The 15213-nt window shown below is 74.7% G+C and carries 15 protein-coding genes; 8 read left to right on the top strand and 7 right to left on the bottom strand.

Features of this window, described 5'->3' with window-relative positions; all coding sequences use genetic code 11:
• The first annotated feature begins 131 nt into the window (after positions 1 to 131).
• From ABZ861_RS00175 to ABZ861_RS00195, 5 genes are all read left to right on the top strand, one after another.
• Positions 132 to 1067, top strand: a complete 936-nt coding sequence (locus ABZ861_RS00175) for a cellulose-binding protein (protein ID WP_361621095.1) — start codon at positions 132 to 134, stop codon at positions 1065 to 1067.
• A gap of 94 nt (positions 1068 to 1161) precedes the next feature.
• Positions 1162 to 2247, top strand: a complete 1086-nt coding sequence (locus tag ABZ861_RS00180; protein ID WP_361621098.1) for an ATP-binding cassette domain-containing protein — start codon at positions 1162 to 1164, stop codon at positions 2245 to 2247.
• Positions 2248 to 2250: 3 nt separating this feature from the next.
• Entirely contained in the window at positions 2251 to 3018 is a 768-nt protein-coding gene (locus tag ABZ861_RS00185; protein WP_361621101.1) for an ABC transporter permease, read from the top strand.
• Positions 3019 to 3270: 252 nt separating this feature from the next.
• Entirely contained in the window at positions 3271 to 4602 is a 1332-nt protein-coding gene (locus ABZ861_RS00190; RefSeq protein ID WP_361621105.1) for an ABC transporter ATP-binding protein, read from the top strand.
• The gene (locus tag ABZ861_RS00195; protein ID WP_361621108.1) at positions 4599 to 5492 is read left to right on the top strand and encodes an ABC transporter permease; all 894 of its coding nucleotides are present in this window, start codon (positions 4599 to 4601) and stop codon (positions 5490 to 5492) included. The genes ABZ861_RS00190 and ABZ861_RS00195 overlap by 4 nt, the downstream gene beginning before the upstream one ends.
• A 70-nt stretch (positions 5493 to 5562) precedes the next feature.
• Here the strand turns inward: ABZ861_RS00195 and ABZ861_RS00200 are convergent, their stop codons facing one another.
• Positions 5563 to 5895: an ATP/GTP-binding protein gene (locus tag ABZ861_RS00200; RefSeq protein WP_361621111.1), complete on the bottom strand. Its 333-nt coding sequence runs from the start codon at positions 5893 to 5895 to the stop codon at positions 5563 to 5565.
• Between the two features lie 235 nt (positions 5896 to 6130).
• Between ABZ861_RS00200 and ABZ861_RS00205 the strand changes: the two genes are divergently transcribed.
• Complete coding sequence (locus ABZ861_RS00205; RefSeq protein ID WP_361621114.1) at positions 6131 to 7159, top strand: LLM class flavin-dependent oxidoreductase; 1029 nt, start codon at positions 6131 to 6133, stop codon at positions 7157 to 7159.
• A gap of 100 nt (positions 7160 to 7259) precedes the next feature.
• On the opposite strand, the gene ABZ861_RS00210 is transcribed toward ABZ861_RS00205, so the two are convergent.
• A complete protein-coding gene (locus ABZ861_RS00210) occupies positions 7260 to 7652 on the bottom strand; it encodes an SCO5389 family protein (protein WP_361621117.1) in 393 nt (130 codons plus the stop codon).
• A gap of 300 nt (positions 7653 to 7952) precedes the next feature.
• On the opposite strand from ABZ861_RS00210, the gene nucS reads away from it, so the two are divergent.
• Positions 7953 to 8624 (top strand): endonuclease NucS, encoded by a 672-nt coding sequence (gene nucS, locus ABZ861_RS00215; RefSeq protein WP_361621120.1) that lies wholly within the window; start codon positions 7953 to 7955, stop codon positions 8622 to 8624.
• Between the two features lie 673 nt (positions 8625 to 9297).
• Here nucS and ABZ861_RS00220 read toward each other — a convergent pair.
• From ABZ861_RS00220 to ABZ861_RS00230, 3 genes are all read right to left on the bottom strand, one after another.
• A complete protein-coding gene (locus ABZ861_RS00220; protein ID WP_361621123.1) occupies positions 9298 to 11943 on the bottom strand; it encodes an ATP-binding protein in 2646 nt (881 codons plus the stop codon).
• A 300-nt stretch (positions 11944 to 12243) separates the two neighbouring features.
• Positions 12244 to 12567, bottom strand: coding sequence for an STAS domain-containing protein (locus ABZ861_RS00225; RefSeq protein WP_361621126.1), 324 nt, complete (start codon positions 12565 to 12567; stop codon positions 12244 to 12246).
• Between the two features lie 196 nt (positions 12568 to 12763).
• On the bottom strand, positions 12764 to 13612 hold the full coding sequence (locus ABZ861_RS00230; protein WP_361621129.1) for a 3-hydroxyacyl-CoA dehydrogenase family protein: 849 nt from the start codon (positions 13610 to 13612) through the stop codon (positions 12764 to 12766).
• Positions 13613 to 13868: 256 nt separating this feature from the next.
• On the opposite strand from ABZ861_RS00230, the gene ABZ861_RS00235 reads away from it, so the two are divergent.
• On the top strand, positions 13869 to 14441 hold the full coding sequence (locus ABZ861_RS00235; protein ID WP_361621132.1) for a cob(I)yrinic acid a,c-diamide adenosyltransferase: 573 nt from the start codon (positions 13869 to 13871) through the stop codon (positions 14439 to 14441).
• 31 nt (positions 14442 to 14472) lie between these two features.
• On the opposite strand, the gene ABZ861_RS00240 is transcribed toward ABZ861_RS00235, so the two are convergent.
• Together ABZ861_RS00240 and ABZ861_RS00245 are read right to left on the bottom strand one after the other, a co-directional pair.
• Complete coding sequence (locus ABZ861_RS00240) at positions 14473 to 14715, bottom strand: hypothetical protein (protein ID WP_361621135.1); 243 nt, start codon at positions 14713 to 14715, stop codon at positions 14473 to 14475.
• Positions 14715 to 15167 carry a hypothetical protein gene (locus tag ABZ861_RS00245; RefSeq protein ID WP_361621138.1) on the bottom strand — a complete coding sequence of 151 codons (453 nt, stop codon included), beginning with the start codon at positions 15165 to 15167 and terminating at the stop codon, positions 14715 to 14717. Before ABZ861_RS00245 ends, ABZ861_RS00240 begins: the two co-directional genes overlap by 1 nt.
• Positions 15168 to 15213 lie beyond the last annotated feature (46 nt).

A 15213-nucleotide genomic window follows, 5' to 3' on the forward strand; every position in this document is an offset into this window, starting at 1 on the left:
AGCCGTCCATGGGTCCGCCACCCAAAAGAGGTGTCATTCTCCAGATCAAACACGTATCCGCTCGATGACACACCGCTGCGGCCCCTAGGATTCCGACTATCACCTCACCGGTCTCACTTGACAGGAACCCCATGAGCGACACTTCCCCCTACGGCTTCGAGCTTGTGCGGCGTGGGTACGACCGCGCTCAGGTGGACGAACGCATCTCCAAGCTCGTCTCCGACCGTGACAGCGCTCTCGCCCGCATCACCGCTCTGGAGAAGCGCATCGAGGAACTGCACCTCGAGACGCAGAACGCCCAGGCCCAGGTCAACGACGCGGAGCCGTCGTACGCGGGTCTCGGCGCGCGGGTCGAGAAGATCCTCCGCCTCGCCGAGGAGGAGGCCAAGGACCTGCGTGACGAGGCCCGGCACGCGGCCGAACAGCACCGCGAGCTGGCCGACTCCGCGGCCCAGCAGGTCCGCAACGACGCGGAGTCCTTCGCCTCGGACCGCAAGGCCAAGGCCGAGGACGAGGGCGTCCGGATCGTCGAGAAGGCCAAGAGCGACGCCTCGCAGCTCCGTTCGGACGCGCAGAAGGACGCGCAGTCCAAGCGGGAGGAGGCGGACGCCCTCTTCGAGGAGACCCGCGCCAAGGCCGCGCAGGCCGCCGCCGACTTCGAGACGAACCTGGCCAAGCGCCGCGAGCAGTCCGAGCGCGACCTGGCGTCCCGTCAGGCCAAGGCCGAGAAGCGGCTCGCGGAGATCGAGCACCGCGCCGAGCAGCTCCGCCTGGAGGCGGAGAAGCTGCGCACCGACGCCGAGCGCCGCGCCCGCCAGACGGTGGAGACGGCCCAGCGCCAGGCCGAGGACATCGTGGCCGACGCCAACGCCAAGGCGGACCGCATCCGTTCGGAGTCCGAGCGCGAACTGGCGGCGCTCACCAACCGCCGCGACTCCATCAACGCCCAGCTCACGAACGTGCGCGAGATGCTGGCGACGCTCACCGGCGCCGCGGTGGCCGCCGCGGGCGCCCCGGCCGAGGACGAGCCGGTCTCCCGCGGGGTCCCCGCCCAGCAGACGCGCTAGAACGCGCGACCGCCGAAGCAGCAGTCGCCCGCCCGCGAAGCCCCTCGCCGCCCTTCCGGTGGCGGGGGGCTTCGTCCGGTTCTAGCGTGGCCGCATGATCGAGATCTCGGGGCTGACCAAGCGGTACGGCGAGAAGACGGCGGTCGACGACCTCACCTTCACGGTCCGGCCGGGCATGGTCACGGGCTTCCTCGGCCCCAACGGCGCGGGGAAGTCCACCACCCTGCGGATGATCCTGGGACTCGACCGCCCCACCGCCGGCGAGGTGCGCGTGGAGGGCCGCCGCTACCGCGAGCTGACGGACCCGCTGACGTACGTCGGGGCGCTCCTGGACGCGGGGGCCGTGCACGGCGGCCGCCGGGCGTACGACCACCTGCTGTGCCTCGCCCAGAGCAACGGCATCCCGGCCGGGCGGGTGCACGAGGTGCTGGAGACCGTGGGCCTGACGTCGGTGGCCCGGAGGAAGACGAAGGGCTTCTCGCTGGGCATGAGCCAGCGCCTGGGCATCGCGGGCGCGCTGCTCGGCGACCCGCGGATCCTGATGTTCGACGAGCCGGTCAACGGCCTCGACCCCGAGGGCGTCCACTGGATCCGCGGGCTGATGAAGTCGCTGGCCGCCCGGGGGCGCACGGTCTTCGTCTCCTCCCATCTGATGAGCGAGATGGCGCTGACCGCCGACCACTTGGTGGTGATCGGCCAGGGCCGGCTGCTGGCCGACACGTCCATGGCGGACTTCGTCGCACGTCACTCCCGCCCCCGGGTACGGGTGCGCACCCCGGACCGCGAGCGGCTGCTCGACGCGCTGCACGGGGCGGGGATCACCGCCGAGCAGACGGGCGACGGGCTGCTGGAGGTGAACGGCGGCAAGGCGGAGCGCATCGGCGAGCTGGCCGCGCGCCACGGTGTGGTGCTGCACGAGCTGAGCTGCCGGACGTCCTCGCTGGAGGAGGCGTTCATGCGGCTGACCGCCGGATCGGTGGAGTACCGCGCGCGGGCGGACGGCCCGCCGCGGGCGTGGGAGGCGGACCGGGGCGCGGGGAGCGGGACGGCCGCCCCGACGGCGGAGCGGACGTCCGCGGCAGGAGCGAGGGCCGAGCAGACGACGGCGGCGAGGGCGAGGGCCGAGCGGACGGCGGCGGCGCGGACGAAGGCCGCGGCGCAGACGACGGCGGAGGACTGAGGCATGACGGCGACGCAGGTCATCCAGTCGGAGTGGACCAAGATCCGGTCGGTGGCGTCCACCAGGTGGACGCTGTCCCTCGCCGCGGTCGTCACGGTCGGCCTGGGCACGCTGGTCTCGGCGCTGTCGAAGGACGAGGTCGGCGACGTGGCCGCTCGGCAGCAGCGGGACTTCGACCCGACCCAGCTCAGCTTCGCGGGCATGACGCTCGGACAGCTCGCCATGATCGTGTTCGGGGTGCTGGCGGTGTCCCACGAGTACAGCACCGGCATGATCCGCACCTCGCTGGCCGCGGTCCCCCGGCGCGGCGCGTTCCTGGCGGGCAAGGTCGCCGTCGCGACCGGGCTGGCCCTGGCCGTCGGCCTGGCCACCGGCTTCGCCGCCTTCTTCCTCGGGCAGGCGGCGCTCGGACCGCTGCGGACCGATCTGGGCGCGCCCGGCGTGCTCCGCGCGGTCGTCGGCGGCGGCCTCTACATGGCGCTCATCGCGATGTTCGCCATGGGCGTCGCCGCGATGCTGCGCTCGCCGATGCTGTCGCTCGGCATCCTGACGCCGTTCTTCTTCCTGGTCTCCACCGTCCTCGCCGACGTCTCGGCGACGAGGGCGGTCGGCCGGTTCCTGCCGGACCAGGCGGGCAGCCGGATCATGCAGGTCGTCCCCCCGCTCGACGACGTCCCCTACGGCCCCTGGGGCGGCCTCGGGATCATGGCGCTGTGGGTGACCGCCGCGCTCGCGGGCGGCTACGCGCTGCTGCGCAGGCGGGACGCCTGAAGCGCCCCGTCCCCGGGCGCGGCGCCTCCGCGCGCCGCGACCTTTCGTCCCCGCGACCTTCCGTCCCCACGCGCGCCGTCCTCGCACGCGACGCGCCCGCTCCCCCGCTCCCTCGCGCCCCCCGCGTCTCCTCAGCGTTTTACCTTCCCTTGGCCGGAACCGCCGATGCACCGATATCCTCCTAGTCCTTACGGGGCATGCGCCCCGCTGTCCCGCGACGCCGGGACGAGTACCTTCCGATGGGACCGGAGCATGATCGAGGCAGTCGGCCTGACCAAGCGCTACGGCGACAAGACCGCGGTGCACCACCTCTCCTTCCAGGTACGGCCGGGCGCCGTCACCGGCTTCCTGGGGCCCAACGGCTCGGGCAAGTCGACGACCATGCGGATGATCCTCGGTCTGGACAACCCCACCGCGGGCACGGTGACGATCGGCGGCCACCCCTACCGCGAACTGCCCAACGCGCCCCGCCAGGTGGGTGCCCTGCTGGACGCCAAGGCCGTGCACGGCGGCCGGTCCGCGCGCAACCACCTGCTCAGCCTGGCGCAGCTCTCCGGCATCCCCGCGCGCCGGGTCGACGAGGTGCTGGGCGTGGTCGGCCTCCAAGACGTGGCCCGCAGGCGCTCGCGGGGCTTCTCCCTGGGCATGGGGCAGCGGCTGGGCATCGCGGCGGCGCTGCTGGGGGACCCGCGGGTGCTGCTCTTCGACGAGCCGGTCAACGGTCTCGACCCCGAGGGCATCCTCTGGGTGCGCAACCTGATGAAGTCGCTGGCCGCCGAGGGCCGGACCGTGTTCGTCTCCAGCCACCTGATGAGCGAGATGGCGCTCACCGCCGACCACCTGATCGTCATCGGGCGCGGGCAGTTGCTCGCCGACATGAGCGTGACGGACTTCATCTCCGCGAACTCCGCCGACTTCGCCCGGGTCCGCACCCCGGACGACGACCCGCAGGGCCGGGAGAAGCTGACATCGGCGCTGACCGAGGCCGGCGGCCACGTGCTGCCCGAGCAGAACGGCGCGCTGCGGGTGACGGGCCTGGCGCTGGCGCGCATCAGCGACGTCGCGCACCAGGCGGACGTGCGGCTGTGGGAGCTGTCGCCGCATCAGGCGTCCCTGGAGGAGGCGTACATGCGGATGACGCAGACCGCCGTCGACTACCGGTCGACCGTCGACCCGAAGGCCGGTCTGATGCTGCCGCCGCCGCCCGGCGCCCAGCCGCCGCTGCCGGTCCCGGGGCAGGGCCAGCCCGACTGGTACGCGCCGCCCCCGCCGCAGCCGGGCGGCGTGCCCTTCGCGCCCCCGCAGGGCCCGCCGCCCTCCGGCCAGGGCCCCTACGGCGCCTCGTACGCGCCGGGGCCGTACGGCGCTCCGGGCACGCCGAACCCGTACGCGCAGGACGCGCCCGGACCGGCCGCGGCGCAGGCCCCCGCCGCACCCCCGGCACCGTCCGCGCCCCCCGCGGCCCTGGCACCGTCCGCGCCCCCCGCCGCCCCGGCGCCCGCCGCACCCGCCGCGCCGCCGGCCTCCGCCGCGCCGCCCGCCCCCGCATCCACCGACCTGACCGAGTCCGAGGACGCCCGATGAGCACGCCGCAGACCCCGACGCCGCAGGCCGCGCCGCCCGCCTGGGAGGCGGCGGCCGGCGACCCGCGCTCCGGCCACCCCGACCTCCCCGGCTACACCTCGCCGATCCCCGTCGTCCGCACGCATCTCGGGCACGCCCTCGCCTCGGAGTGGACGAAGATCAGGTCCGTCCGCTCCACGATGTGGACGCTCGGCGTGTTCGTCCTGATCGTGGTCGGCGTCGGCCTGCTGACCGCCGTGGTGATCGACCACTCCTCGGCGAGCATGTCCGGCCCCGACGACCCGCTGTCGCTGGGCTTCTTCGGGGTGCTGCTCGGCAGCATCTGCCTCATCACCCTGGGCGTGCTGACCACGGCCTCGGAGTACGGCACCGGCATGATCCGCACGACGATGACGGCGTGCCCGAGCCGCGGACGGGTGCTCGCGGCGAAGGCGGCGGTGTTCTCGCTGACCGCCTTCACGGTCACGCTGGCGTCCACCGCGCTCGTCGCCCTCGCCCAGACGGCCCTGCTCGACGGCTCCGGGATACGGCGCCCGACCGGCGCGGAGTGGCTGCGGGGAACCGTCGGCGTCAGCCTCTACCTGGCCCTGCTCGGCCTGCTGTCGCTGCTCGTGGGCTCGCTGCTGCGGCGCTCGGCGGGCGGCATCACGATCATGATCGGGCTGGTGCTCGCCCCGCTGGTCGTCGCGCTGTTCATGTTCACGCCGTCGCTGGAGAGGGTGCGCACCGTCCTGTTCGAGTACTCCATCCCGAACCAGTTGAGCGTCTTCTACTCCAACTCCCTGGGCCAGGCGGGCCCTTCGGGCTGGGATCCGCTGTGGATCATGTTGGGCGCGGTGGCCGTCGCGTCCGCCGGCGCGTGGGCGCTGCTGCGCCACCGGGACGTCTGAGACGGGGGCGGCGGGCCCTGGGCCCTGGGCCCTGTGGAGGGTCTGCCCGGAACGCGGGCAGGCGGGCGCGTCAGTACCCGGGCGCGCCGCGGGGCCGCCGCACCCGCACGGTGCGGCGGTCCTTGGCGTTCCAGCACGCCTTGTGCCAGTGCCGGCGGTCGTCCGCCCCGGCGTACGCGGGCCAGGCCACCACGTGCGGGACGCCCGAGCCGATCATCTGGTCGCACCCCGGGCAGCGGTAGGTCTTCCCGGCCGCGCTGGCGCCCGCGACGTGGCGCACGCTCCAGTCCTCGCCCCGCCAGGTCTCCGTGGACTGCCAGCCGCCGTAGCGGCTCGCCGTCTCGTCCTCGGCACTCCGGCCGGACGAGTCGGGACCGTTCAGGCGGTTGCGGCGCGGGGACACGGGACACCTCACGGAGCTGGGCGAAAAGGGGCGGTTCTCACCCAGCGTACGCGGCGCCGCAAGGGGCCGGACGGCAGATGCCGGACGCCCGCCCGGCGCCCCATGTCGGCCGCCCGGACGCCCGGTTGCGCCGACAATCCGGAAATCCTTCCGCCAAGCCGTGTCCTTCGCGCCTGTCGTCCGGTTATGCCCGCTGGGGGAGCTCCGTGTCGGAGCCGAGGAAGCAGGAACTGCCATGCGCGTTGGAACATTCGTGTTGGCCGCCCAGTTCCCCGGGCAGAGCCAGGGGGAGGCGCTGTACCGCGCGGTCCGCACGGCCGAGGTCGCCGAGCAGGCGGGACTGGATTCGGCCTGGCTGGCCGAGCACCACTTCGTGCCGTACGGGACCTGTCCGTCGGCCGTCACCCTGGCCGCGCTGCTGCTCGGGCGCACCCGGCGGCTGCGGGTGGGGACGGCGGTCAGCGTGCTGCCCACCGTCCACCCGGTCGCGCTGGGCGAGCAGGCCGCGCTGCTGCACGTGACGAGCGGCGGACGCTTCTCGCTCGGCGTGGGGCGCGGCGGCCCGTGGGTCGACCTGGAGGTGTTCGGCGCGGGCCTGGAGGCGTACGAGTCCGGCTTCCCGGAATCGCTGGACCTCCTGCTCCGCTGGCTGCGCGAGCCCTCGGTGTCGGCCTCGGGAGAGAGGTTCGCCTTCCGCGAGGTCCCCGTCGTCCCCCGTCCCGCCCAGGCGCTGACCGACGACCCCGGCCCCGAGGTCGTCGTCGCCTGCACCTCCCCGGCGAGCGTGCGGCTGGCCGCCGAGCGCGGGCTGCCGATGCTGCTCGGGATGCACGTCGGGGACGAGGAGAAGGCCGAGGCGGTCGCCCTGTGGCAGGACTGCGCGCGGGCGGGCGGGCGGCCGGAGCAGGAGATCCGGGGCGCCGCGCACGTCTCGGCCGGCGTCTGCCAGATCGCCGACCGCCCCGCGGACGCGCGGGAGACCCTGCTGAAGGCGATGCCGGGCTGGCTGAGGCAGGGCCTGGACGCCCATGTCACGGTGGACGGCCGGGCCCGCCGGATGCGCGATCCGGCGGCCTACACGGAGCTGCTGTGCGGTCTGCACCCCGTGGGTCCCCCGGAGCTGTGCGCCGACCGGCTGGCCGCCTCCGCCGAGCGGACCGGGATCACCCGCTTCGCGCTGCTGGTCGAGGGCTCGGGCGATCTCGCGGCGACCGAGGAGAACGTACGACGGCTCGGCGCCGAGGTGCTGCCCCGGCTCGGCTGAACACCGGACGCCGGGCGCGTGAGCACCGGGACGCCGGGCACGCCTGCCGCTCCGGCCCTTCATGCACCTCCCGCGGGCGGAGCGGCAAGCGGACGGCCCGTCAGCAGTCCCGTAGCTCCGGCGACTGGTTGAGCAACTGGGCGCGTACCGAAGTGAACCGCGCCAGCCTCTCGTCGGACGAGGCGTCCAACGGGAAGACCGCCACCCGGTGGCAGTTCTGGAAGGCCAGGCGCACGCCGAAGTGCCGCTGGAGCGCGCCGCGTATCGCGTCACTCGCCAGCGCACGCAGGAGCTGACCGCGTGCCTGCTCGTCCGGCGGCGGCGTCTGGTTGTCGGCGAACTCTCCGCCGTCCACCTTCAGCTCGGCCACCAGGGAGCTGATCATCTCCCACGCGTAGGGCAGGGAGGTCCGGACGCAGTCGACGAAGGCAGCTTCGTCGACCTCGCCTCGCTCGGCCTGTTCGAGTAGGGCCGGTGAGACGTCGAGCGACATGGGTTCTCCTCTCACACCCCCGGACAGCAGGGGTTGGCGGACAGATGAGGGAGTCCGCGACGCCGAACACGGTGCGTACACAGATCGCGACCTCCCGTTCTCTACGGTAGGCAACGAAACGGGGCCCCACTAGGCGAATGCGTACACCGGACAGTCCAGTTGTGTACACAATCGGCCATGAGTGAACACGGGTGATCCAGTGGCAAATGGGGCGGCCCGCCGGAGGCGCCGGGCCGCCCGGGGCGGGACGCCGGCGGGCGAATCGCGCCGGGCGCGGTGCGTCGAGTAGCGTTGCCGACCATGCGTCTCGTCATCGCCCGGTGCTCCGTCGACTACGCGGGCCGGCTCACCGCCCACCTCCCGTCCGCGCCCCGCCTGATCCTGGTCAAGGCGGACGGCAGCGTCTCGATCCACGCGGACGACCGCGCCTACAAGCCCCTCAACTGGATGTCGCCGCCGTGCACCCTCAAGGAGGGCACGGGCGAGGAGCAAGGGGTGTGGACGGTCGTCAACAAGGCGGGCGAGAAGCTGATCATCACCATGGAGGAGGTCCTCCACGACTCCTCGCACGAACTCGGCGTGGACCCCGGGCTGATCAAGGACGGCGTGGAAGCCCACCTGCAAGAGCTGCTCGCCGACCGCATCGACACGCTCGGCGCGGGCTACACGCTCATCCGCCGCGAGTACATGACGGCCATCGGCCCGGTCGACATCCTGTGCCGGGACGCCGAGGGCCGGACGGTCGCGGTCGAGATCAAGCGACGCGGCGAGATCGACGGGGTGGAGCAACTCACCCGTTACCTGGAGCTGTTGAACCGCGACCCGCACCTGGCGCCGGTACGCGGCGTGTTCGCGGCCCAGGAGATCAAGCCGCAGGCCCGCGTGCTGGCCACCGACCGCGGCATCGGCTGCCAGGTACTGGACTACAACGCCCTGCGCGGCATCGAGGACGACAAACTCCGCCTGTTCTGACCGCCGCCGCGCCCTGGGCAGGCGGGGGCGCCCAGAAGGCCGGACGGCGGCGCGGGCCGGACGACAGGCGACGGCACAGGCGGGCGCCTAGGCGGCCAGCGGCGCGGGCGGGCGACGGCACGGGCCGGACGCGAGGCGACGGCAGAGGGCGAGTGCCTAGGCGGCCGGACGACGTGACGGCCCGGCCGACAGGCGACGGCACGGCCCGGCCGACAGGCGACGGCACGGCCCGGTCGGCAGGCGACGGCCCGGCCCGGCCGACAGGCGACGGCACAAGTGGGTGCCTGGGCGAGCGGACGCCGTCACGGATCGACTGGCAGGCGACGGCACCGGCGGCCGCTTGGGCGCCCAGCGGCGCGGGCGCCCGGACGGGCAGCGGCGCGGGCGCCCAGGCGGCCGGACGGCGACACGGCCCGGTCGGCAGGCGACGGCGGCAGGCGGGTGCCTAGGCCGCCGACGGCGCGGGCCGTCAGGCGGCGGGACGCCCTCGGCGCCGCGGAGGCGCGCAGCGCCGTGCCTCCCGTGCTCTCCGGCGCCCGGGGCGGCCCGTACTCGGGGCGTCCCGGGTGTCCGTGGCGGCCTCTCGGGCAGGAGGCGGCCCCGGGCCCCGTGGCGGCAGCCGGTCCCCCGGCCGCTGCTCTCCCCGCCCCCGCCCCCGCCTCGCCGCGGACGCTCAGAGCGCGGTGTCCCCCGCGGACGGGGTGTCCGTCGCGGGAGCGCCGGGCGACGTGGCGGCGCCCGCGGAGCGGCTGGGCGCCGAGACGCTGGCCGAGCCGGAGGTGTCCGAACTCCCCGGCGGGGTCGACGGCGGCGTGCTAGTGGACGGCGGGGGCGACGTGGGCGGCTTCGTCGACGGCGCGCTCGGCGAAGAGGGCGTCGTCGGCGGAGGCTTCGGCGAGGTCGGCGGCGCCGACGGGGGCGACGTCTGGGGCGTCGGCGAGGAGGGCGACGCGGGCGGCCTGCCCGAGCCGCCGGTCCCGCCCGGACCGCCCGACTGCTTCCCGCCGCCCGCCGCGGGCGTCTGGCCCTCCGGCGCGCCCCGCGTGCCGTCCGGACCAGGGTGCGCGGGACGGTGGACGGACGTGACCGGATCGGCGGCAGCGGGCTGCGTCCCGCCCGTCCCGTCCTGCGGCGGCGTCCCCGCGTTCAGGTCGCCGTCGTCGGCGCCCTGACCGGCGGTGCGGTCGGCGCCGCCCCTGCCGGTGGGGTCGTCGGCGTCGCTGCGGGAGGTCGCGCCGAGCGTCACCACCGTGCCGAGGACCGCCGCGAGCAGCGCGCCCGCGCCCACCGCCACCAGGTTGCGCCGGGCGACGCCCTTCAGGCCGCCGCGGTGCCGAGCGGGAGCGCGCGGCGCCGGGGCCGGGCGCGCGGGCGGGTAGACGATCAGGCCGATGGCGTCGTCGGAGGGCGGCTGGAGCGCCGGGAAGGGCACCGGCGCGGGCGGCGGGACCGTCGCCTTGGCCTCCTCGGCGCGCGGGTCGTACGCCTCCTCCTCCGTCAGCGCGAGGTCGGACAGCGCGGCCAGGCCGGGCGTCCTGCCGGAGCGGTCGTCGACCAGGGCGAGGGCGCGCCGCCCGGCGACGGTGCCGCGCCGGTCGGCGAGCGCGCCCCGCAGCCCGATGGACGTCTCCAGCTCGGCGCGGGCCCGGTCCAGCAGGCCGCGGCAGAGGGCGAGGACGCCCAGCTCGTGGTGGAAGTACGCCTGCTCGGCGACGTCTCCGGTCAGCCGGGCCGCCTCGGCGCCGTAGCGCAGCGCCCGCTCCCAGGCGGCCCAGTCGAGCGCGGCCGCGAACGCGGGGGCGGCCGTGCGGGCCAGCCGTACGGCGATGTTCTCCTCGCCGTCGCCGTCGCCCTCGGCGGGCGGCGCGGCGGCGGGGACCAGCACGGCGAGCGCGGCGAGCACCGCGTCGGCCTCGGCGCCGACCCGCTCGGGCGTGACCGAGGGGTGCCCGGCCCACCAGGCGTAGTGCCGGGCGGCGGTGCGGGCGTGCTCCTCGGCTTGGTCGGCGTATCCGGCGGCCTGTAGTTGGGTGAGGACTCCGGCGGCGAGCCGGTAGCGGGCGCCGGCCGGGGAGACCAGGCCGCAGCTCGCCAGCTCGCCCAGCGCGGCGTCGGCGTGGGTGTCGCCGACCAGCGCCGGCAGGTGCGACTGGTGGGGCGTCTCGCCGCCGAGCGCGACGGCCAGGCGGAGGGCGGCGCGCGCGGAGGCGCTGAGCCGGGAGGCGATCAGCGGTGCGGGCGCGGCGGCCTCGCCCAGCGGGGGCAGCGGCACGTCGACTCCGCCTCCCCCGCCCTCGCCGTCACCCTCGCCGGGGGCGGCGTCGGCGTCGGCACGGGCCTCGGCGAAGACGCCGAACTCCTCGACGGCGCTGGCGCCGGCCCGCAGCCTGTCGCGCTGGCGCAGCAGGGCGCCGGCCTGGACGAAGCGCAGCGGCAGGCCCTCGGACTCGAACCAGAGGTCGCCGGCCCAGTTGGCCTCCTCCTCGGTGAGGGCGCGGCCGGCGCCCCGCTCGATGAGGTCGGCGCCGCCGGCCCGGTCGAGTCCGCCGAGGACGATCTCCTCGACGGCGGACTCGGCGGACGGCGCGGGCACGCCGGGGGCGGCGGCGAACAGGTAGGCGCACTCGGGGGTGGCGTCGAGCAGTTCGTCGAGCGCGGCGCCGCCGAACTCCAGGTCGTCGAGGACGACGACCGCCCCGATGTCCCGTACGCAGGCGAGCAGTTCGTCGTGGTCGGGGCGGTAGCGGGGGGCGTGGCGCACGGCGTGGAAGAGGTCGTGCAGCAGGTCGCCCACACCGCGTCGGCAGCCGGTGAGGCGGACGACGCCGTCGGGGGCGAGGTCGGCGCAGTCCTCGGCGACGAGGTCGAGGAGGCCGGTGCGGCCGGAGCCGCCGGGGCCGGTCAGCCGTACGGAGCGGCCCTGGGCCAGCAGCCGTGCCAGCCGCTCGCGTTCCTCCGCGCGCTCCAGCAGCGGCTCGGGCGCCGGGGCGGGGCCGGAGGGAACCGGCGGCCTGGCCGCGCGGTCGGCTTCGGCGCGCTGGTCCAGGGTGTGCCTGGGGGGCCGGCCGGGGCGTTCGCCGGGCGGGCAGGGCTCTATCTCGCTGCCGTCGACGGGGTTGACGGTGAGCAGGAAATCGCCGCTGACCAGCCGTGACGTACGGGCCGGGGCGGGCGCGTGCGGGGCGAAGTCGGCCGCGAGCGAGTCCCGGGGGGAGCGCCGGGCCGACGCCGGGCGGTCGCCGTCCTGGGCGCCGTTCCCGGGGTCGTCGGGGTCCCAGGAGTCGTCGGGGTCCCAGGCAGTCGGGTCCGTGGCTTCCATCGGTTCCAAGCCCCCAAGAGCGTCTCGTGTGCTGGGCGGGGTCGGGTGACCGTGCCCACCCTCCGGCCGTGCCGCACACCGCGCTGTCGCCTCTGGTCCGGGCCCGCTGGAGGGTCGCGAGGGAGCGGGCGACCGAACCTTAGACTGTCGCACAGTATCCCCGACAGGCCGGGGCGCCGCGCTGTCCCGCTCGTCACAGTCTTGTGAGGATTGCGTGCGGCGTGCGGTGGGCGCGAACCGTTCAGGTCTCCCGCCTCGCCCGGTTCACACCCCCGGGGCGTCCCCGATCTGCCGCGGGGCTCAGACGCGGGGCTGCGACGGGGCCGCGACGGCGTCCTCGAAGGCGAGGATGCGGTGCAGCCGGGTGGCCACGAGCAGGCGCTGCATCTGGGGCGGCACGCCGCGCAGCACCAGGCGCCGGCCGCAGCGGCCGGCCCGCCGGTGCACCCCCATGATCACGCCGAGTCCGGTGGCGTCCCAGGAATCCAGCTCGGACAGGTCGAGGACCAGGTCGCCCACGCCGTCGTCCACGGCCGAGTGCAGGACCGTACGGGCGTCCGCCGCGCTGCGGACGTCGAGGCGGCCCCCGACGACCGCCTCGGCGTGGTCGCCCCTGATGTACATATGCGCTCCCCCGGACTGCGGCGGCGTGCTCCGATGGACGATGGGCTGTGCGACGTCTGATGACGACGGGCTGTGCAACGTCTGATGACGACGGGCTGTGCAACGTCTGACTGGCGGTGCGGCGACGCGGTTTCCGAGTGACGGCGAACCGACGCCGAATTCACCCTCACGGGTGAGGCGGGCGAGGCGCGCGGCCTCAGTGCTTGTAGAAGCCCTGCCCGCTCTTGCGCCCGATGTCACCGGCGTCAACCATCCGGCGCATCAGCTCCGGCGGCGCGAACTTCTCGTCCTGGGTCTCGGTGTAGATGTTGCCTGCGGCGTGCAGCAGGATGTCGACGCCGGTGAGGTCCGCGGTGGCCAGCGGGCCCATGGCGTGGCCGAAGCCCAGCTTGCAGGCCAGGTCGATGTCCTCGGCGGTGGCGACGCCCGACTCGTACAGCTTGGCCGCCTCCACCACGAGGGCCGAGATGAGGCGGGTGGTGACGAAGCCGGCCACGTCGCGGTTGACGACGATGCAGGTCTTGCCGACGGACTCGGCGAACTCCCGGGCCGCGGCGAGGGTTTCGTCGCTGGTCTTGTAGCCGCGCACGAGTTCGACGAGCTGCATCATCGGCACCGGCGAGAAGAAGTGCACGCCGACGACCCGTTCGGGACGCTCGGTGACGGAGGCGATCTTGGTGATCGGGATGGCGGAGGTGTTGGAGGCGAGCACGGCGTCCTCGCGCACCAGCTTGTCGAGCGCGCGGAAGATCTCGTGCTTGACGTCGAGCTTCTCGAAGACCGCCTCGACGACGACGTCGGCGTCGGCCGCCGCGTCCAGGTCCGTGGTGGCGGTGATGCGGGCGAGGGCGGCCTCGGCGGCCTCCGCCTCCAGCCTGCCCTTGGCGACGAACCTGTCGTACGAGGTCCGGATGCCCTCCGTGCCACGCCTGAGCGCCTCGTCGGTGACGTCCCGCAGGACGACGTCCCAGCCGGCCTGCGCGGCGACCTGGGCGATGCCCGCGCCCATGAGACCGGCCCCGATGACGGCGAGCTTCCGTGCCACTCCGACTCCCCTTCGAACGACTGCGCGATCGGCGCCGCGCGAGCGCTCACACGCTGTGTGCGTGTCGCTCCTGGGCGGACACTAGCGCTCGTTCGGGGCTGTGTGACCGGTAAGTAACGCGCGTCACGTCTGCGTTGACGCACATCACACCGGTGGGGGCTTTCGCGCTCCCCGCACGGCGCGGCCGGGCCGGTCGCCCATCCGGCGGGCGGGGTCGGAGTGTTCCGCGCGGCCGGGACGTAACTACGCTGGGAGCATGGTCAATCTGACGCGCATCTACACCAGGACCGGCGACCAGGGCACCACCGCCCTCGGGGACATGAGCCGGGTCGCCAAGACCGATTCGCGGATCGCGGCGTACGCCGACGCCAACGAGGCGAACGCGGCGATCGGCACGGCCGTCGCGCTGGGCGGTCTCGGCGCGGAGATCGTCACGGTGCTCACCCGGGTGCAGAACGACCTGTTCGACGTGGGCGCGGACCTGTGCACCCCGGTGGTCCAGGACCCGGAGTTCCCGCCGCTGCGGGTGGAGCAGTTCTACGTGGACCGGCTGGAGGCGGACTGCGACCGCTTCAACGAGGAGCTGGAGAAGCTGCGCTCCTTCATCCTGCCGGGGGGCACGCCGGGCGCGGCGCTGCTGCACCAGGCGTGCACGGTGGTGCGCCGGGCGGAGCGGTCGACCTGGGCCGCGCTGGAGGAGCACGGCGAGACGATGAACCCGCTCACCGCGACCTACCTCAACCGGCTCTCGGACCTGCTGTTCATCCTGGCGCGCACCGCGAACATCGAGAGGGGCGACGTGCTGTGGGCGCCGGGCGGGGAGCGGTGACCTCCGCTCCCCCGCCCGGCACGGCCCGGCGTCAGCGGTCGTCGTCGCTCGCCGCGTCCTTGTCGGCCGCCGACGCGGCGGACTCGGCGGCGTCGACCTTCTTCTGCATGTCGGCGTAGCCCTGGCCCGACCCGGAGGGGGCGGACTGCTCAGGCGACGCCGACGACGCGGGCGGCGCGGACTTGCCGGCGCCGTCCTGGTGCGCGCAGCCGGCGCTCAGCAGGGCGGCGAGCACGGCCGCCGCGGCGCCGGCCGCGATCCGCCGGGCGCGCATCAGCCGGCCTTCTTGCCGTTGCCGTGCGCCTTCTTGCCCATGTCGTTCGCCTTGCACCAGGTGTGCACGGAGGCGAGGTCCTTCTTGCGCTGCTCCAGGTTGGTCCGCAGCTCCTTGCGGTGGTTCAGGCGGTCCTGGAGGTAGGTGGCGATCGCGGCGTGGTTCGCCTTCTTGGCGTTGTCGATCCGCTTCTCCAGCCGCGCCACCGAGCCGCGGGTGCCGACGCCCGCGTCCAGCCGCTTCAGCGCCCGGTCGATGCGCCGGTCCAGCTTGGGCACCCGCTTGCACAGGGCGTGGGCGCCGTCGCCCTTGGGGCCGGCCTTGGCGGCGCCGCTCTTGGAGGGGGTCGCCGTGGGGGTGCTGTCGGCCGAGGCGGCGCCCGCGGTGCCCGCGAGGACCGCCGTGACCGCGAGTCCCGTGAGCAGCGTCCGAGTTCCTCGTCGTGCGTCCATCTGCTTCTCCGTCTCTTTCCGTCCGGCTGTCCGACGTCGCGCCGGG

Origin of the sequence: Streptomyces sp. NPDC046985, from assembly GCF_040644415.1 — a bacterium.
GTDB lineage: Bacteria > Actinomycetota > Actinomycetes > Streptomycetales > Streptomycetaceae > Streptomyces.